The organism is Bacillus fungorum, assembly GCF_002746455.1.
Lineage (GTDB): Bacteria > Bacillota > Bacilli > Bacillales > Bacillaceae_G > Bacillus_A > Bacillus_A fungorum.
Genome location: NZ_NWUW01000002.1, coordinates 110,878 through 131,105 on the forward strand (window position 1 = coordinate 110,878; position 20,228 = coordinate 131,105).

Sequence of the window (20,228 nt, forward strand, 5' to 3'; positions counted from 1 at the left end):
ACGTCTGCTTGCTGGAGGGTATGAATGATGTTTAAAAACTTTCCTTTTTTTAAAGGTAAAAAGGACACATCGTTTGATCATCTCGTTGAAGAAGTGAAAAAAGGATACATCCCAGAACATATTGCTATTATTATGGATGGTAATGGAAGATGGGCGAAGAGGAGAGCAATGCCTCGTATTGCGGGACATCATGAAGGTATGCAAGTTGTAAAGAAAATTACAAAATTTGCAAGTAAACTTAATGTGAAAGTGTTAACTCTCTATGCTTTTTCAACTGAGAACTGGAAAAGACCGAAAAAGGAAGTTGATTATTTAATGAAGCTTCCAGAAGAATTTTTAGGTACATTTTTACCAGAATTGATTGAAGAGAACGTACAAGTCCGAGTAATAGGGCAACAAGATCGTCTTCCTACGCATACACGCAGAGCGATGGAGAAGGCCATGGAAGATACGAAAGAGAATACGGGATTAATTCTTAATTTCGCGTTAAACTATGGAAGTCGAGATGAAATCGTTTCTGCTGTGCAACATATGATGAAAGATAGTGAGGAAGGAAAAGTTCGTGTTGAAGATGTAAGTGAAGAAATGCTTTCTTCTTACTTAATGACGAGTTCTTTACCTGATCCTGAGTTGTTAATCCGTACAAGTGGAGAGTTACGTATTAGTAATTTCATGTTATGGCAAATTGCATATTCAGAATTTTGGTTTACAGATGTGTATTGGCCAGACTTTACTGAAGAACATTTGCTAAATGCGATTACAGACTTTCAACATAGAGGGCGCAGATTCGGAGGCGTGTAGAAAGAGAGGGTTTGGTAGTGAAACAGAGAATTATTACTGGAGTGGTTGCTGCCGCGCTATTCATTCCCATCGTAATTTACGGTGGCGTGCCTTTTACGGTTTTAGTGTATGCACTGGCTTCTATAGGTTTATATGAATTAATTCGTATGAATAAGCTTACGCTTATTTCAGTACCAACAGTTTTAGCTATAGTATTATTGTGGGTTATTTTAATTCCAAGTAGTGCATCGGAACTGTTTACACGGATTGGATTAGGTAAATTAGAAATCACATTTGTGATTGTTTTATTACTTTTATCATATACAGTCCTTTCTAAGAATACATTTACATTTGACAATGCTTCATTTTTACTAATGGCAACAACATATGTTGCAATGGGATTCTTATACCTGAATGAAACGAGAATATTAGGAATTAAATATGTGTTTTGCGCATTATTTGTTATATGGGCTACTGATTCAGGCGCATATTTCGTAGGAAAAGCATTAGGAAAAAGAAAATTATGGCCAGAAATTAGTCCAAATAAAACGATTGAAGGTTCATTAGGCGGCATCGTTTGTGGAGTTGTGGTTGCGCTTGTTTACAACATGTTCTTCCCTGTTGAAGCAAATGTAGGAATTTTAATTGTGTTGACAATTATCATTTCTGTTTTTGGACAAATTGGTGATTTAGTACAGTCTGCATTTAAGCGTCATTATGGCGTAAAAGATTCAGGTACAATTTTACCTGGACATGGTGGTATATTAGATCGAACAGATAGTTGGTTATTCGTTTTACCAATTCTCTACTTCTTATTACAATATAATTAATGAACGAACGAGGGGTTGGAGTCATGAAAAACATTAGTTTATTAGGTGCAAGCGGATCAATTGGTACACAAACTTTAGATGTATTACGCTCGCACCCAGACCAATTCCGTCTCGTTGCTTTTTCTGTAGGGAAAAATATTGACTACGCAGTAAAGGTAATTCAAGAATTTTCTCCGCAAATCGTCTCTGTGCAAAGAGAGGAAGATGTTTTAAAACTACAAGCTGTTTCTGGTAATACAAAAATTGTATATGGTAGTGAAGGGCTTTTAGAAGTAGCATTACATCCAGATGCGGAGATTGTAGTAAATGCTGTTGTAGGTAGCGTAGGGTTGTTACCAACACTTCGTGCAATTGAGGCGAAAAAAACAATTGGAATTGCAAACAAAGAAACGTTAGTAACTGCAGGGCATCTTGTAATGGAAGCGGCGCGAAAACATAATGTTTCGTTACTTCCAGTAGATAGTGAACATTCAGCTATTTTTCAATGTTTGAATGGTGAAAATGAAAAAAGAATTTCTCGATTAATTATTACGGCTTCTGGTGGAAGTTTCCGTGATAAAACGAGAGATGAATTGCATCATGTGACCGTAGAAGATGCGCTTCGACATCCAAACTGGTCAATGGGTTCGAAAATTACAATTGATTCTGCTACAATGATGAATAAGGGGCTAGAGGTAATTGAAGCACATTGGCTTTTTGGTATCCCTTATGAGCAAATCGATGTTGTTTTACATAAAGAAAGTATTATTCATTCTATGGTTGAATTTGAAGATCGTAGTGTGATGGCACAGCTTGGCTCACCTGATATGCGAGTACCAATTCAATACGCACTTACATATCCTGATCGATTACCTCTTTCAGACACAAAGCAGTTAAATTTATGGGAAATGGGTACATTGCATTTTGAGAAAATGAACCAAGAACGTTTCCGCTGCTTGCGTTTTGCGTATGAAGCTGGAAAAGCAGGTGGCAGTATGCCAGCTGTAATGAATGCAGCAAATGAAGTAGCTGTTGAAGCTTTTTTACAAAAGAGAATTGGTTTCTTAACAGTGGAAGACCTCATTGAAAAAGCAATGAACCATCACAATGTCATTGCACGTCCGAGCTTAGAGGAAATTTTGGAAATTGATGCAGCCACAAGACGGTTTGTGATGGAACAAATTTAGCAAAGGTGGTTATGGAATTGAATACAGCGATTGCCTTTATATTAATTTTCGGTGCACTCGTATTTTTCCATGAGCTAGGGCATCTATATTTCGCAAAAAGAGCAGGTATTTTATGCCGTGAGTTTGCGATTGGTTTTGGTCCGAAAATATTCTATTTTGAAAAGAATGAAACGGTGTATACGATTCGATTACTGCCCCTTGGTGGCTATGTAAGAATGGCTGGCGAGGATGCAGATACAGTTGAGTTAAAGCCTGGGAAAAAAGTTGGCCTTGTATTAAATGAAAAAGACGAAGTTGCAAAATTAGTTTTTGATGGATATGAAAAATATCCAAATGTTCGCGTTATTGAAGTCGAACAAGCTGATTTAGAGCACAATCTAACAATTTCGGGCTATGAAGAGTACGAGGAAGAGCTTCAAACATTCCGAGTGAATGAAAAGGCTCGTATTATTACTGCTGGTGAAGAAATTCAAATTGCTCCGTATGATAGGCAGTTTGGCTCTAAGAAATTGGGTCAACGTGCTTTAACGATCTTTGCAGGTCCTGCAATGAACTTCATTTTAGCATTTGTTATTTTTGTGATTCTTGGATTTGTACAAGGTGTTCCCGTTGACAAGCCAATGGTCGGAAAAGTGATGGAGAATAGTGCAGCACAGCAAGCTGGATTAAAAGAAAATGATACAATTCAAGCAATTGATGGTAAAAACACAAGTACATGGAAAGATGTTGTTACCATTGTACGTGAAAACCCAAATAAAGAAATCACGTTACAAGTAAAGCGTGATAATGAACAGTTTAATGTAAAAGTAACGCCAACGCTTGATAAAGAAGGTAAAGAAGAAGTTGGTAGAATTGGTGTTTACTCTCCTGTAGAGAAAACAGTAATGGGTTCTATTAAATCAGGTTTTGAACAAACATATCAATGGACGAAACTAATTTTTGAGTCTCTTGTAAAATTAGTAACTGGTCAATTCTCTATTAATGAATTATCAGGTCCAGTAGGGATTTATAATCTAACAGATCAAGTTGTAGATTATGGATTTACGCGTGTATTAAGTTTAGCGGCAGTTTTAAGTATTAACCTTGGTTTATTTAATTTACTACCAGTTCCTGCTTTAGACGGTGGACGTTTGTTCTTCTTCTTAATTGAAGCGTTACGCGGGAAGCCAATTGATCGCCAAAAAGAAGGAATGGTTCACTTTATTGGTTTTGCATTATTAATGTTACTTATGTTAGTTGTAACTTGGAATGACATTCGTAAGTTTTTCTTGTAAAATAAAGTGAAACTTATAATGAAATAGAGCTCGTAGAATAAAATCCCTCACCTAACTCGAGGTGAGGGGTTTTACTGCGTGTAAGAGTAAAATGAAGAGGTGCGAATAAATGAAACAAAGTATGGTATTCAGTCCTACATTACGTGAAGTTCCAGCTGATGCGGAGATTAAGAGTCATCAGTTATTACTTCGTGCAGGTTTTATGCGTCAAAATGCTTCTGGTATTTATAGTTTTTTACCATTTGGTTTAAAAGTACTACACAAAGTAGAACGAATTGTTCGAGAAGAAATGGAGCGCGCGGGAGCTGTAGAATTATTAATGCCAGCGATGCAAGCTGCAGAGTTATGGCAAGAGTCAGGTCGTTGGTATTCTTACGGATCTGAATTAATGCGTATGAAAGATCGTAACGCTCGTGAATTCGCATTAGGAGCGACACATGAAGAAGTAATTACGGATCTTGTGCGTGATGAAGTGAAATCATATAAAAAATTACCATTAACATTATACCAAATTCAAACAAAATTCCGTGATGAACAAAGACCTCGTTTCGGTTTATTACGTGGAAGAGAGTTTCTAATGAAAGATGCATACTCTTTCCATGCTACACAAGAGAGCTTAGATGAAGTGTACGATCGCTTATACAAAGCATACTCTAACATTTTTGCTCGTTGTGGCTTGAATTTCCGTGCGGTTATTGCTGACTCTGGAGCAATGGGCGGAAAAGATACACATGAATTTATGGTATTATCTGATGTTGGTGAAGATACAATTGCATATTCTGATACATCTGATTATGCAGCGAATATCGAAATGGCTCCTGTTGTAGCTACGTATACGAAGAGTGAAGAAGCAGAAAAAGCACTTGAAAAAGTAGCAACACCAGACCAAAAAGCAATCGAAGAAGTATCTGCATTCTTAAACATTGAAGCAGACAATTGCATTAAGTCTATGGTGTTTAAAGTAGATGAGAAATTAGTAGTTGTACTTGTTCGTGGTGATCACGAAGTAAACGATGTAAAAGTGAAAAATGTATACGGTGCTTCAGTTGTTGAGCTTGCTTCTCATGAAGAAATAAAAGAATTATTAAATTGTGAAGTTGGTTCATTAGGACCGATTGGTGTAACAGGTGATATTGAAATTATTGCTGATCACGCTGTAGCATCAATTGTCAACGGATGCTCAGGAGCGAACGAAGAAGGATTCCATTATGTAAATGTAAATCCAGAACGTGACTTTAAAGTAAGTCAATATACAGATTTACGCTTCATTCAAGAAGGAGACCAATCTCCAGATGGAAAGGGAACAATTCTTTTCGCACGCGGAATTGAAGTTGGTCATGTATTCAAATTAGGAACTCGTTATAGTGAAGCGATGAACGCAACATTCCTAGATGAAAACGGAAAAACACAACCACTTATTATGGGTTGTTACGGTATCGGTGTATCTCGTACAGTGGCAGCAATTGCAGAGCAATTTAATGATGAGAACGGTTTAGTTTGGCCAAAAGCTGTTGCACCGTTCCATGTGCATGTAATTCCAGTAAATATGAAATCTGATGCACAACGTGAAATGGGTGAGAACATTTACAACTCGTTACAAGAGCAAGGATATGAAGTATTACTAGATGATCGTGCAGAACGTGCAGGTGTTAAATTTGCAGATGCAGATTTATTCGGCCTTCCAGTTCGTGTGACAGTTGGTAAAAAAGCAGACGAAGGTATTGTAGAAGTGAAAGTACGTGCTACAGGCGAGTCTGAAGAAGTGAAAGTAGAAGAACTTCAAACATATATTGCTAATATTTTAAAATAAGAAGAGGTACCTCGTAATGGGGTACCTTCTCTTTCTTTGTAAACGTATTTTGTAAAAGAAGAAGGGAGAAATCTTTCTTTGTAGTACGTTTCAATTTATAATAGCAAATGGAAGGAGAGTGCTTATGTCTTTAACAAATGAACAACAAGAGCGATTTCAAATTTTGCTCCAGCAGTTACAAATACCAGACGACCTTATAAATCAATATTTACAAGGCGGTGGTATTGAAAGGCTCGTTATTGATAAAGCGAATAAAAGTTGGCATTTTGATTTACAAGTGCCACGTATTTTGCCTACAGAATTATATGAATTGCTAGAAACAAAGCTTAAGCAATCATTTTCTCATATTGCAAGAACAACATTTGCATTAGAAACAGAGAATAAACAATTTACAGAAGAACAAGTGAGGGCGTATTGGCCACTTTGTACGGAACGAATTACATTTTCACCTATGTTTGCTTACTTAAAGAAGCAGCTTCCGCAGGTGAATGGAGTGAAGTTGCTAATAAATGTGAATAATGAGCTGGAATCTACTGCTTTAAAGAAAAACGTTGCGAAACCAGTAGGGGATCAATACGAAGCTTTTGGATTCCCACGTTTCCAGTTAGATACACATATACAGCAAAATACAGAAGAAATGCAAAAGTTTCGTGAGCAAACACAGCAAGAAGACCGCGAACGTGTTATACAAGCGATGGAAGAAATGGCGAAGAAGCAAGCTGAAGAAAGTAGCGTTGTGCATGAAGGACCGGTTGTACTCGGATATCTAATTAAGCCAGATGAAGAGATTACACCGATGCGAGAAATTCAAGATGAAGAAAGAAGAAAAACAGTTCAAGGATATGTCTTCCATGTAGAAACGAAAGAGCTTCGTAGTGGCCGTACGTTATTAACTTTAAAAATAACAGATTATACGGATTCTATTATGATTAAAATGTTCTCGCGTGACAAAGAAGATATTCCAATGCTGCAGTCCTTGAAAAAAGGAATGTGGGTGAAAGCGCGTGGTTCTGTTCAAAATGATACATTCGTTCGAGATTTAGTAATGATTGCAAATGATATTAATGAAATAACAGGACCGTCTCGTAAAGATAAAGCGCCAGAAGGTGAAAAGCGTGTAGAGCTCCATCTTCACACACCAATGAGCCAAATGGATGCTGTTACTCCGGTTTCTAGACTTGTAGCCCAAGCAGGTAAATGGGGGCATGAGGCCATTGCGGTTACAGACCATGCTGTTGCGCAGTCATTCCCAGAAGCATATTCTGCTGGCAAAAAGGCTGGGATTAAAGTTATATACGGTGTTGAGGCGAATTTAGTTAATGATGGTGTACCGATTGCATATAACGAAGCGCATCGTCTACTTGCAGATGAAACATATGTTGTTTTTGATGTTGAGACAACAGGGTTATCTGCTGTGTATGACACTGTCATTGAGTTAGCTGCCGTAAAGGTAAAAGGTGGCGAAATTATTGACCGTTTTGAATCGTTCGCAAATCCGCATCAACCATTATCTGCGACAATTATTGAACTAACAGGTATTACAGATGATATGTTAACTGATGCACCAGAAGTGGACGAAGTGTTTAAAAAGTTTGAGGAATGGATGGGCGACCATACACTTGTTGCTCATAACGCAAGCTTCGATATGGGCTTTATTAACGTAGGTTTTAAAAAGGCGGGACTCGAAAAAACGAATAACCCAGTTATTGATACGTTAGAACTCGCAAGATTCTTATTCCCAGAAATGAAAAATCATCGATTAAATACGATGTGTAAAAAGCTTGATATTGAATTAACGCAACATCACCGTGCGATTTATGATACAGAAGCAACGGGATACTTACTTGTAAAAATGTTAAAAGATGTGATTGAAAAAGGATTTGAATATCACGATCAATTAAACGATAGCATGGGGCAAGGTGATGCGTACAAGCGTGGACGTCCAAGTCATATGACATTACTTGCTACATCAGATGTTGGGTTGAAAAATCTATATAAACTTGTTTCCTATTCGCATCTAAATTACTTTTATCGTGTACCACGTGTACCGAGATCACTATTAAAAAAATATCGTGAAGGAATTTTAGTAGGAACGGCTTGTGATAAAGGTGAAGTATTTGAGGCGATGATGCAAAAAGCTCCTGAAGAGGTAGAAGAAATTGCACAGTTCTATGATTACATTGAAGTAATGCCACCAGAAGTGCTACGTCATTTAGTAGAGCGTGAACTTGTTCGAGATGAGGGGCAATTAAAAACAATTATTTCGAACTTAGTAAAACTAGGTGAGACGTTAGATAAACCAGTTGTCGCTACCGGAAACGTGCATTATTTAGATCCAGAAGATGCAATGTATCGTAAAATTTTAGTTAGTTCACAGGGCGGAGCCAATCCGTTAAACCGACATTCATTACCACCTGTACATTTCCGTACAACGGATGAAATGTTAGAGTGTTTCTCATTCTTAGGTGAAGACGTAGCGAAAGAAATTGTCGTAACGAATACACAAAAGATTGCATCATTAATTGGCGATGTTCATCCAGTAAAAGATGATCTATACACACCGAAAATTGAAGGTGCGGATGATGAAACGCGTGATATGAGTTATGAAATGGCGCGTAGCATTTATGGTGAAGAGTTACCTGAAATTGTAGAAGCGCGTTTAGAAAAAGAATTAAAAAGTATTATTGGGCATGGATTCGCCGTAATTTATTTAATTTCACATAAACTTGTGAAAAAATCGTTAGTAGACGGATATCTAGTAGGTTCGCGTGGATCGGTAGGTTCATCATTCGTTGCAACGATGATGGAAATTACAGAAGTAAACCCATTACCACCACACTATGTATGTCCGAGATGTAAGCAATCAGAATTCTTTAATGATGGTTCTGTAGGTTCTGGTTTCGACTTACCGGATAAAGAATGTCCGGCTTGTAATATTCCATATGTAAAAGATGGACATGATATTCCGTTCGAAACGTTCCTTGGATTTAAAGGAGATAAGGTACCCGATATCGATTTGAATTTCTCCGGGGAATACCAACCACGTGCCCATAACTATACGAAAGTACTGTTCGGTGAAGATTATGTATATCGTGCAGGAACGATTGGTACAGTTGCGGAAAAAACTGCTTATGGATATGTAAAAGGTTATGCAAATGATCATAATTTAACGATTCGAAATGCAGAGATTGACCGCTTAGTAGCAGGGTGTACCGGTGTAAAACGTACCACCGGACAGCATCCAGGTGGTATTATTGTTGTGCCAGATTACATGGACATCTTTGATTTCTCACCAATACAGTTTCCAGCGGATTCAATAGGGGCTGAGTGGAGAACGACACACTTTGATTTCCACTCGATTCATGATAATTTATTGAAACTTGATATACTAGGACACGATGATCCGACCGTTATTCGTATGTTACAAGATTTAAGTGGTATCGATCCGAAAACAATCCCAACGGACGATCCAGAAGTAATGAAAATTTTCTCTGGACCAGAATCGTTAGGTGTAACGGAAGAACAAATTAACTGTAAAACAGGTACACTTGGTATACCAGAGTTTGGTACGAAATTCGTAAGGCAGATGTTAGAAGAGACGAAACCTACGACGTTCTCAGAGTTAGTCCAAATTTCTGGACTATCACATGGTACGGACGTATGGCTTGGTAATGCAAACGAGTTAATTTATAACGGTACATGTACGCTGAGTGAAGTTATCGGTTGTCGTGATGACATCATGGTATATTTAATCTATCAAGGTTTAGACCCATCATTAGCCTTCAAAATCATGGAGTCGGTTCGTAAAGGTAAAGGTGTGCCGGAAGAATGGGAAGAGGACATGAGAAGTAATAATGTACCAGGTTGGTATATTGATTCATGTAAGAAGATTAAGTACATGTTCCCTAAAGCCCATGCGGCTGCTTATGTACTTATGGCCGTACGTATCGCATACTTTAAAGTGCATTTCGCGCTTCTATTCTATGCGGCATACTTTACGGTTCGTGCAGATGACTTTGACGTAGAGGCAATGGCGAAAGGTTCAGCAGCTATACGTGCAAGAATTGATGAAATTGCGCAAAAAGGTTTGGATGCAGCGCCGAAAGAGAAGAGTTTATTAACAGTACTAGAAATGACACTTGAAATGTGTGAGCGAGGATACTCATTCCAAAAGGTTGATTTGTATCGCTCTCATGCAACAGATTTTATTATTGATGGAGATACTTTAATTCCTCCATTTAATGCAGTGCCTGGACTTGGTACAAACGCAGCTTTAAGTATTGTAGAAGCACGCAAAAATGGAGATTTCTTATCAAAAGAAGATTTACAGCAGCGCAGTAAGGTTTCAAAAACAATTATTGAGTATTTAGATAGTCAAGGTTGCTTAGGAGATCTACCTGATCAAAACCAGTTATCACTGTTCTAGTAGGTAGGAAAAGTCTTTGCAAATCAACATTTGCTATGGTATACTATTAACCGAGATAACCATGTCATGTATATTGTGTGAAAAAAAGAGTGGGGAAACCCACTCTTTCGTGTTACTATCTACGTTTTATTGATGTGGAGAGGTAAGAAATTTCTGTCGTATATACATATTTTGTTACAAGTTTTACTTCTTAAATTTGGTAATACTAAGACAGATATTCCCTGCTTAACGGCAGGGGCTTTTGTTAGCTAACGAGAAAGAATAAGATAGACCGTTCTATGGACGGAGTCTTTTCTTGTAAATGGTACATGGCGGCAGGAAGGAGGCTGTTTATGGATAAGAAAGTCACAGAAGTTGTAGAAGCATTTGCGCAGCCAATCGTTGAAGAGTTAAATCTTGAACTTGTAGATGTAGAGTATGTGAAAGAAGGACAAGACTGGTTCTTACGCGTATTCATCGATTCTGAAAAGGGAGTCGACATTGAAGAATGCGGTGCGGTAAGTGAACGTTTAAGCGAAGCTTTAGATAAAGAGGATCCAATTCCTCATCTTTACTTTTTGGATGTATCATCTCCTGGAGCGGAACGCCCATTAAAGAAAGAGAAAGACTTCCAGCAAGCGGTAGGAAAACAAGTGGCAATTAAAACATATGAGCCGATTGATGGTGAAAAGATGTTTGAAGGAAAGCTACTTTCCTACGATGGTACTACAATTACACTATTATTAACAATTAAAACACGTAAAAAAGAAATCCAAATTCCAATGGATAAAGTTGCAAATGCGCGACTTGCTGTTACGTTTTAGTTAGAAGGGGGATCTTCATGAGCACTGAGTTGTTAGATGCCTTGCTCGTATTAGAGTCAGAAAAAGGAATTAGCAAAGATATTATTATTGATGCGATTGAAGCAGCGTTAATCTCTGCTTATAAACGCAATTTTAACCAAGCACAAAACGTTCGTGTGAGCTTTAACCCAGAAGTGGGAACAATCCAAGTTTTAGCACGTAAAGACGTTGTTGATAATGTGTTTGATCCACGTCTTGAAATTTCTGTTGAAGAAGCAAGACAAATTAATCCAAACTATCAAGATGGTGACGTACTAGAGATTGAAGTAACACCAAAAGATTTCGGTCGTATTGCAGCACAAACTGCAAAACAGGTTGTAACACAACGAGTGCGTGAAGCAGAGCGTGGTGTTATTTACTCTGAGTTTAGTGACCGTGAAGAAGATATCATGGTGGGTATCGTACAACGTCAAGATGCTCGTTTCATCTATGTAAGCTTAGGGAAAGTAGAAGCTTTATTACCTGTAAGTGAGCAAATGCCAAACGAACAGTATAAACCACATGATCGTATTCGCGTATTCATTACGAAAGTAGAAAAAACAACTAAGGGACCACAAATTTACGTATCACGTACACATCCTGGTCTTTTAAAACGTTTATTCGAAATGGAAGTTCCTGAAATTTATGATGGAACTGTTGAAATTCGTTCTGTAGCACGTGAAGCAGGCGATCGTTCTAAAATTTCTGTACATGCAGAGAACATTGATGTTGATCCAGTAGGTTCTTGTGTAGGACCGAAAGGGCAACGTGTACAACGCATTGTAGACGAACTAAAAGGTGAAAAAATTGACATCGTTCGTTGGTCAAATGATCCAGTAGAATATGTTGCAAATGCTTTAAGCCCATCACAAGTTGTTAAAGTACTTGTAGATGAAGAAGAAAAAGCAACAACAGTTGTTGTTCCAGACCACCAACTGTCATTAGCTATCGGTAAGCGTGGACAAAATGCACGTCTTGCAGCTAAATTAACAGGTTGGAAAATTGATATTAAGAGTGAGTCTGATGCGAAACAACTTGGTATTGTAACAGAAGAAGATAGCGTAATCGCATTCGGATTCGATTCAGTTGAAGACGAAATCGAATAGAGGTGATGAGTATGAGCAATCGAAAAGTTCCGTTACGAAAATGTGTTGCAACGCAAGAAATGAAATCAAAACGAGAGCTAGTTCGCATTGTTCGTTCCAAAGAGGGAGAAGTGTCTATTGATTTAACTGGAAAGAAATCAGGACGAGGTGCTTATTTATCAAAAGATAAAGAAAGCATCCTTCAAGCTCAAAAGAAGAATGTTTTGGAACATCATCTAAAAGCGAAAATCGACGGTTCTCTATACGAAGAGCTTCTTGAGCTTGTTGAGAAGGAGTCGAAATAAGTGTCCGATTGGAAATCGTTTTTAGGACTAGCAAACCGGGCTCGAAAAATTATTTCGGGTGAAGAACTCGTTTTAAAAGAAGTACGAAGTGGCAAAGCAAAGCTTGTATTGCTATCTGAAGATGCGTCAGCAAATACTACAAAACGCATCACGGATAAAACGACGTATTACAACGTACCAATGAGAAAGGTCGAAAATCGACAACAATTAGGGCATGCGATTGGGAGAGATGAGCGAGTCGTTGTAGCTGTGTTAGATGAAGGCTTTGCGAAAAAGCTGCGTAGCATGCTCGATACAAATTACCGGGGGTGAAGGTATGAGTAAAATTCGAGTGCATGAATATGCAAAAAAACATAATATCTCAAGTAAAGATCTTATGACAAAACTAAAAGAAATGAATATCGAGGTTTCGAATCATATGACAATGTTAGAAGATGAAGTAGTAAACAAATTAGATAATGAGTATCAAGCTGAAAAACCTTCTGTTGCAGATGAGTTTGAAGTAGAAGAAAAAGTTGTTCGTAGTAAAAAGAACAGCAATAAGAAAAAGAAAAAAGGCAAAGGAAACGAAGACAAGCGTCAAGAGAACTTTGCTGGAAGACAACAAACACAAACTGTAGAAACACCAGATAAAATTACTTTCTCTGGAAGCCTTACAGTAGGTGATCTTGCTAAGAAATTAAGCAAAGAGCCATCTGAAATTATTAAGAAGCTCTTCATGCTTGGAATTATGGCAACAATTAACCAAGACTTAGATAAAGATACAATTGAGTTAATTGCTAACGACTACGGTATTGAAGTAGAAGAAGAAGTAATTGTAAGCGAGACTGAGTTTGAAACATTCATCGATGAGCAAGATGATGAAGAGAACTTAAAAGAGCGCCCAGCTGTAGTTACAATCATGGGACACGTTGACCATGGTAAAACAACATTACTTGACTCTATCCGTAACTCTAAAGTAACTGCTGGCGAAGCAGGTGGAATTACTCAGCATATTGGTGCATACCAAGTTGAAGTAAATGACAAGAAGATTACCTTCTTAGATACACCTGGTCACGCGGCGTTTACAACGATGCGTGCTCGTGGTGCGCAAGTAACTGATATTACAATCCTTGTTGTTGCAGCTGATGACGGCGTTATGCCACAAACAGTTGAAGCGATTAACCATGCGAAAGCAGCGGGAGTACCAATTATTGTAGCTGTGAATAAAATGGATAAACCAGCAGCAAATCCTGATCGCGTAATGCAAGAATTAACAGAATATGAATTAGTTCCAGAAGCATGGGGTGGAGATACAATCTTCGTACCAATTTCTGCAATTCAAGGTGAAGGAATTGACAACTTACTAGAAATGATTCTTCTTGTAAGTGAAGTAGAAGAATATAAAGCAAATCCAAACCGCTATGCAACTGGTACTGTAATCGAAGCACAGCTTGATAAAGGTAAAGGAACTATCGCGACATTACTTGTTCAAAACGGTACGCTTCGAGTTGGAGACCCAATCGTTGTTGGTACTTCATTCGGACGTGTTCGTGCAATGGTAAGTGATATTGGTCGTCGTGTAAAAGTTGCTGGTCCATCAACTCCTGTTGAAATTACAGGTTTAAACGAAGTACCACAAGCGGGAGATCGTTTCATGGCATTCGCTGATGAGAAGAAAGCGCGTCAAATCGGTGAATCACGTGCACAAGAAGCGTTAGTTGCACAACGTGGTGAAAAATCTAAACTAAGCCTTGAAGATTTATTCCAACAAATCCAAGAGGGCGATGTAAAAGAAATTAACTTAATTGTGAAAGCAGACGTACAAGGTTCTGTAGAAGCAATGGCAGCATCACTTCGTAAAATTGATGTTGAAGGTGTTAAAGTTAAAATTATCCATACAGGCGTAGGTGCGATTACAGAATCTGATATTATTTTAGCTTCTGCATCTAATGCAATTGTAATTGGATTTAACGTACGCCCAGATGTGAATGCGAAGCGTACAGCTGAATTAGAGAACGTTGATATTCGTTTACACCGTATTATCTATAAAGTAATCGAAGAGATCGAAGCAGCGATGCAAGGTATGCTAGATCCAGAATTCGAAGAAAAAGTAATCGGTCAAGCAGAAGTACGTCAAACGTTTAAAGTAACAAAAGTTGGAACAATCGCAGGTTGTTACGTAACAGACGGTAAAATTACACGTGATAGTGGCGTGCGTATTATCCGTGATGGCGTAGTAATTTTCGAAGGACAACTTGATACGTTAAAACGTTTCAAAGATGACGTAAAAGAAGTTGCACAAAACTATGAGTGTGGTATTACAATTGAGAGATATAATGATCTTAAAGAAGGGGACATCATTGAAGCATACATTATGGAAGAAGTGAAGCGATGATTATCGCTTCACTCTCATTCGAGTGTATGATTTACGATGTGCATTCTTTAAAAGAGAAACGAGCAATTTTGCAACGGGTGCTAACTCGTGTGAAACAGCGTTATAACGTAGCTGTTTCAGAAGTAGGGCATCAAGATGTATGGCAACGTACGGAAATTGCAATTGTTTCTGTATCCTCCAATCGTGTTATTTGTGAAAAAGAAATGAATCGTGTACTTGAGTACATCGATTCATTTCCTGAAATTGAACGTACGATAACACAAGTGGAATGGTATTGAATGAGGTGAAGAGTTATGAAATTACGTGCAAACCGTGTAGGCGAGCAAATGAAAAAAGAATTAGGCGACATCATCAGTCGTAAAATTAAAGATCCACGTGTCGGATTTGTTACAGTAACAGATGTACAAGTGAGTGGAGATTTACAAATTGCTACAGTGTATATTTCTGTTTTAGGTGATGAAGAACAGAAAGAAAGTACATTAAAAGGTTTAGCGAAGGCAAAGGGCTTCATTCGTTCAGAAATTGGCCAGCGTATTCGTCTTCGTAAAACACCGGAAATTTCCTTTGAGTTTGATGAGTCTATCGGATATGGTCATCGAATTGATACACTTTTACATGAAATTAATAAAGAAGGTAAACGTGAAGAATAATGGATAGACAATTGTCTATCCATTTTTTCAATGCAAAATAAATTTTGGACATTTACTATGAAAGAATTATGATGAGGTGAACATATATGGAAGGTGTAGTATTATTACATAAGCCAAAAGGCATGACATCACATGATTGTGTATTTAAATTAAGAAAGATATTGCGTGAGAAACGAATTGGTCATACAGGAACATTAGATCCAGATGTAACAGGAGTATTGCCTATTTGTGTTGGAAGAGCAACGAAGATTGCACAATTTTTAACAAGTGAAACGAAAAAATATGAAGGTGAAGTGACATTAGGGTTTTCAACAACAACTGAAGATGCTTCTGGTGAAGTTGTGGAAACGAAAAATGTAGATCGTGTTATTACTCGTAAGGAAGTAGAAGAGGTTCTTGCGGCATTAACAGGTACGATTGAGCAAATGCCCCCAATGTTTTCAGCTGTAAAAGTTAACGGAAAAAAATTATATGAATATGCAAGAGCAGGACAGGAAGTGGAACGTCCAGTTCGTACAATTACAATTCATGAATTTGTATTACTAGATGACCGTGAAGTTTTTGAAGGAGAAAATATTTCATTCCGTTTCCGTGTAACGTGTAGTAAAGGAACATATGTAAGAACGTTAGCAGTAATGATTGGTGAAAAACTTGGTTTTCCATCACATATGTCTCACCTTGTAAGAACGGCTTCTGGTGAATTTTTATTAGAAGATTGCATATCATTTGAAGAAATTGAAGAAAACGTGCAAAATGGAACAGTAGAGTCTATCTTCATTTCAATTGATGAAGCGTTAAGTAAGTTCCCGAAAATGGTTGTAGATGAAAAGCAAGCAGAGAAAATAAAGAATGGTATGTTCTTAAAAAATGAATTGGAAATAACGGCGCCATTTATAACAGTGTTTGATAAAAACGATCGTTGTTTAGCAATTTATGAGCACCATCCAAAACACCCTGGTATGCTAAAGCCGATGAAAGTACTTGTGAATAATCAAGAACTAAAGCTATAATGAATTATTGGAAGGATTATTACAGAAAAAGGTGAATTCAAGCGTGAAACTTATTCATTTAACTCATCCACATGAACAAAATAAATTAGAATTACCACCTACTGTAATGGCATTAGGATTTTTTGATGGCATTCATTTAGGACATCAATGTGTGATTCGAACTGCGAAACAAATAGCGGATGAACGAGGATATAAAAGTGCAGTTATGACATTTTATCCGCATCCATCTGTTGTTTTAGGAAAAAAAGAAGCGCATGCTGAGTATATTACGCCAATGTGTGATAAAGAAAAAATAGTCGAAAACTTAGGAATCGATATATTATATGTTGTTAAATTTGACGAATCATTTGCAGGCTTATTACCACAACAATTTGTAGATGATTATATTATTGGTTTAAATGTAAAGCATGTAGTAGCAGGGTTTGATTATTCATATGGACGTTTAGGAAAAGGAAAGATGGAGACTTTACCATTTCATGCAAGAGGGGAGTTTACACAGACTGTGATTGAAAAAGTTGAATTTCAAGAAGAGAAAGTAAGTTCTACAGCATTACGAAAGTTAATTCGAAATGGCGAAATGGAACAAATTCCATCTATTTTAGGTAGAGCATACACAGTTGGGGGGACGGTTATACACGGTGATAAACGCGGACGTCAAATTGGTTTCCCAACAGCTAATGTAGGCTTAAGTGATGAGTATCTATTACCACCTGTAGGCGTTTATGCAGTGAGATTAAAAGTTCACGGTGAATGGTACGAAGGTGTATGTAATATTGGATATAAACCAACGTTTAAAGAAGATGAGCGTCAATTATCTATTGAAGTGCATTTATTTGAATTTAACAACGACATATATGATCAAAATGTTACGGTAGAGTGGCATATGCGTATAAGGGAAGAGAAGAAATTCAATGGCATTGATGAGTTAGTTGAACAAATTGCAAAAGATAAGAAAACAGCACAAGAATATTTTGCGAACGAAAAGAATATACTTGCTTTTTCAAATGAAAAGTAGTATTCTATGTTATGTACTTTATGACAACCATTGCTTGGCATTGCGACTCACCGACGCTTGCTAGGTAATCGGGGGTTTAATTAATAGGAGGTGAAATAGGATGGCTTTAACACAAGAGCGTAAAAATGAAATCATTGCACAATTTAGAACTCATGAGACTGATACTGGTTCTCCAGAGGTTCAAATTGCTGTCCTAACGGAGCAAATTAACACTCTAAACGAGCACTTACGTACTCACAAGAAAGATCATCATTCACGTCGTGGTCTATTAAAGATGGTTGGTAAACGTCGTAACTTACTAACTTACCTTCGTAATAGCGATATCACACGTTACCGTGAATTAATCACAAAGCTTGGCTTACGTCGATAGTCAAAGAAGCGGGAATATTCCCGCTTTTTTGTTAGGTAAAAATATATCTTCTACCCTTTATAGCTTACTTCATTTTCGGTAATACTAGAGGTAGAATATTGTGATATACTATCCATTTACATAGAAGAATTGAATACTTTAAATTGAGAGGGGTACTTAAATGAGTCAAGAAAAGCAAGTCTTCTCGATAGATTTAGCTGGTCGTCAGCTAACAGTTGAAACAGGTCAGCTTGCAAAGCAAGCGAACGGAGCAGTATTAGTAAGATATGGCGATACAGCGGTTCTATCTACAGCAACTGCATCAAAAGAAGCAAAAAATGTAGATTTCTTCCCACTTACAGTAAACTATGAAGAGCGTTTATATGCAGTCGGAAAAATTCCAGGCGGTTTTATTAAACGTGAAGGTCGTCCAAGTGAAAAAGCAATTTTGGCAAGTCGTTTAATCGACCGTCCAATTCGTCCGCTTTTCGCAGATGGTTTCCGTAACGAAGTACAAGTTGTCAGCATCGTAATGAGTGTTGATCAAGATTGTTCTTCTGAGATGGCAGCTATGCTTGGTTCTTCATTAGCGTTATCGATTTCAGATATTCCATTTGAAGGTCCAATCGCTGGTGCAACAGTTGGTCGTATTAATGGCGAATTCGTTATCAATCCAACAGTAGAACAGCAAGAACAAAGTGATATTCACCTTGTTGTAGCTGGTACGAAAGATGCAATTAACATGGTTGAAGCAGGGGCAGATCAAGTACCTGAAGAAACAATGTTAGAAGCAATTATGTTTGGTCATGACGAAATTAAACGCCTAATTGCATTCCAAGAAGAGATTGTACAAGCTGTAGGTAAAGAGAAATCAGAAGTGAAACTTTATGAAGTTGACGCTGATCTTAATCAAGCTGTACGTGAAATGGCTGAAAAGGATATGCATTCTGCAATTCAAGTACATGAGAAACATGCACGTGAAGATGCAATTAATGAAGTGAAAAAGCGTGTAATTGAGCATTACGAAGCTCAAGAAGCTGACGCTGATACATTAGGACAAGTAAGTGAGATTTTATATAAAATTGTAAAAGAAGAAGTACGTCGTCTTATTACAGTTGAAAAAATCCGCCCAGATGGCCGTAAAGGTGACGAAATCCGTCCATTAGCATCAGAGGTTGGCATTTTATCTCGTACACACGGTTCTGGTTTGTTCACACGTGGACAAACACAAGCATTAAGTATTTGTACATTAGGTGCATTAGGCGATGTGCAAATTTTAGATGGTCTAGGTGTAGAAGAATCAAAACGCTTTATGCACCATTACAATTTCCCATCATTTAGTGTTGGTGAAACAAGACCAATGCGTGGACCAGGTCGTCGTGAAATTGGTCACGGTGCACTAGGAGAACGTGCTCTTGAGCCTGTAATTCCATCTGAAAAAGATTTCCCATATACAGTACGTCTTGTATCTGAAGTTTTAGAATCAAATGGTTCTACTTCACAAGCAAGTATTTGTGGTAGTACGTTAGCAATGATGGATGCGGGTGTTCCACTTAAAGCTCCAGTTGCAGGTATTGCAATGGGTCTAGTTAAATCAGGTGAGAATTACACAATTTTATCTGATATTCAAGGTATGGAAGATCATTTAGGTGATATGGACTTTAAAGTAGCAGGTACAGCACAAGGTGTAACTGCACTACAAATGGACATTAAAATCGATGGTCTATCTCGTGAAATTTTAGAAGAGGCATTGCAACAAGCGAAAGTTGGTCGTGTGCACATTCTAAATCATATGTTATCTGTAATTGCAGAGCCACGTACTGAATTATCAGCTTACGCTCCAAAGATTATTACAATGACAATTAACCCAGATAAAATCCGTGACGTTATCGGACCAAGCGGTAAACAAATCAATAAAATTATTGAAGAAACTGGTGTTAAAATTGACATCGAGCAAGATGGTACAGTATTCATTTCTTCAATAAATCAAGAAATGAATGACAAAGCTAAGAAAATTATTGAAGATATCGTTCGCGAAGTACAAGTAGGTGAAATCTACGAAGGAAAAGTGAAACGTGTTGAGAAATTTGGTGCTTTCGTTGAATTATTCAGCGGTAAAGATGGATTAGTTCACATTTCTGAGCTTGCACTTGAGCGTGTAGGTAAAGTAGAAGACGTTGTGAAAATCGGTGATGTAATTACAGTTAAAGTTATCGAGATTGACAAGCAAGGTCGTGTGAATCTATCTAGAAAAGTATTGCTAAAAGAAGAGCAAGAAAAAGAAGCTGCTAAAGAAGAAAACAAACAAGAGCAGCAATAAGTAAAAGCCA

Annotated in this window: 17 protein-coding genes; all 17 read left to right on the top strand. The window is 37.6% G+C overall.

Features of this window, described 5'->3' with window-relative positions:
- Positions 1-24: 24 nt before the first annotated feature.
- The 17 genes from uppS to pnp all read left to right on the top strand — a co-directional run bounded on the left by uppS (position 25) and on the right by pnp (position 20,218).
- Positions 25-801 (top strand): undecaprenyl pyrophosphate synthase, encoded by a 777-nt coding sequence (uppS, locus tag CO726_RS03345; protein ID WP_000971299.1) that lies wholly within the window; start codon positions 25-27, stop codon positions 799-801.
- A 17-nt stretch (positions 802-818) separates the two neighbouring features.
- Positions 819-1,610 carry a phosphatidate cytidylyltransferase gene (cdsA, locus tag CO726_RS03350; protein WP_098758282.1) on the top strand — a complete coding sequence of 264 codons (792 nt, stop codon included), beginning with the start codon at positions 819-821 and terminating at the stop codon, positions 1,608-1,610.
- A gap of 23 nt (positions 1,611-1,633) precedes the next feature.
- Complete coding sequence (dxr, locus tag CO726_RS03355) at positions 1,634-2,776, top strand: 1-deoxy-D-xylulose-5-phosphate reductoisomerase (RefSeq protein ID WP_016086609.1); 1,143 nt, start codon at positions 1,634-1,636, stop codon at positions 2,774-2,776.
- Positions 2,777-2,793: 17 nt separating this feature from the next.
- Positions 2,794-4,050, top strand: coding sequence for an RIP metalloprotease RseP (gene rseP, locus CO726_RS03360; RefSeq protein ID WP_136699343.1), 1,257 nt, complete (start codon positions 2,794-2,796; stop codon positions 4,048-4,050).
- A 109-nt stretch (positions 4,051-4,159) separates the two neighbouring features.
- Positions 4,160-5,860, top strand: coding sequence for a proline--tRNA ligase (locus tag CO726_RS03365; protein WP_098758284.1), 1,701 nt, complete (start codon positions 4,160-4,162; stop codon positions 5,858-5,860).
- Positions 5,861-5,984: 124 nt separating this feature from the next.
- Positions 5,985-10,286: a PolC-type DNA polymerase III gene (locus CO726_RS03375; RefSeq protein WP_099683295.1), complete on the top strand. Its 4,302-nt coding sequence runs from the start codon at positions 5,985-5,987 to the stop codon at positions 10,284-10,286.
- 332 nt (positions 10,287-10,618) lie between these two features.
- Entirely contained in the window at positions 10,619-11,089 is a 471-nt protein-coding gene (rimP, locus tag CO726_RS03380) for a ribosome maturation factor RimP (protein ID WP_000359095.1), read from the top strand.
- 17 nt (positions 11,090-11,106) lie between these two features.
- Entirely contained in the window at positions 11,107-12,213 is a 1,107-nt protein-coding gene (gene nusA, locus CO726_RS03385; RefSeq protein ID WP_000102596.1) for a transcription termination factor NusA, read from the top strand.
- Between the two features lie 11 nt (positions 12,214-12,224).
- Positions 12,225-12,497, top strand: a complete 273-nt coding sequence (rnpM, locus tag CO726_RS03390; RefSeq protein WP_000071127.1) for an RNase P modulator RnpM — start codon at positions 12,225-12,227, stop codon at positions 12,495-12,497.
- Complete coding sequence (locus CO726_RS03395) at positions 12,498-12,809, top strand: YlxQ family RNA-binding protein (protein WP_016086616.1); 312 nt, start codon at positions 12,498-12,500, stop codon at positions 12,807-12,809.
- Between the two features lie 4 nt (positions 12,810-12,813).
- The gene (gene infB / locus CO726_RS03400; RefSeq protein ID WP_098758287.1) at positions 12,814-14,874 is read left to right on the top strand and encodes a translation initiation factor IF-2; all 2,061 of its coding nucleotides are present in this window, start codon (positions 12,814-12,816) and stop codon (positions 14,872-14,874) included.
- Complete coding sequence (locus tag CO726_RS03405) at positions 14,871-15,152, top strand: DUF503 domain-containing protein (protein ID WP_098758288.1); 282 nt, start codon at positions 14,871-14,873, stop codon at positions 15,150-15,152. The genes infB and CO726_RS03405 overlap by 4 nt, the downstream gene beginning before the upstream one ends.
- Before the next feature lie 15 nt (positions 15,153-15,167).
- On the top strand, positions 15,168-15,524 hold the full coding sequence (rbfA, locus tag CO726_RS03410) for a 30S ribosome-binding factor RbfA (protein ID WP_000776443.1): 357 nt from the start codon (positions 15,168-15,170) through the stop codon (positions 15,522-15,524).
- Positions 15,525-15,610: 86 nt separating this feature from the next.
- Entirely contained in the window at positions 15,611-16,534 is a 924-nt protein-coding gene (gene truB / locus CO726_RS03415) for a tRNA pseudouridine(55) synthase TruB (protein ID WP_099683296.1), read from the top strand.
- Between the two features lie 43 nt (positions 16,535-16,577).
- Positions 16,578-17,549: a bifunctional riboflavin kinase/FAD synthetase gene (gene ribF / locus CO726_RS03420; protein ID WP_099683297.1), complete on the top strand. Its 972-nt coding sequence runs from the start codon at positions 16,578-16,580 to the stop codon at positions 17,547-17,549.
- Positions 17,550-17,649: 100 nt separating this feature from the next.
- Positions 17,650-17,919, top strand: a complete 270-nt coding sequence (gene rpsO, locus CO726_RS03425; RefSeq protein WP_001229392.1) for a 30S ribosomal protein S15 — start codon at positions 17,650-17,652, stop codon at positions 17,917-17,919.
- Positions 17,920-18,079: 160 nt separating this feature from the next.
- Positions 18,080-20,218: a polyribonucleotide nucleotidyltransferase gene (gene pnp / locus CO726_RS03430; RefSeq protein WP_099683298.1), complete on the top strand. Its 2,139-nt coding sequence runs from the start codon at positions 18,080-18,082 to the stop codon at positions 20,216-20,218.
- Positions 20,219-20,228: the final 10 nt, after the last annotated feature.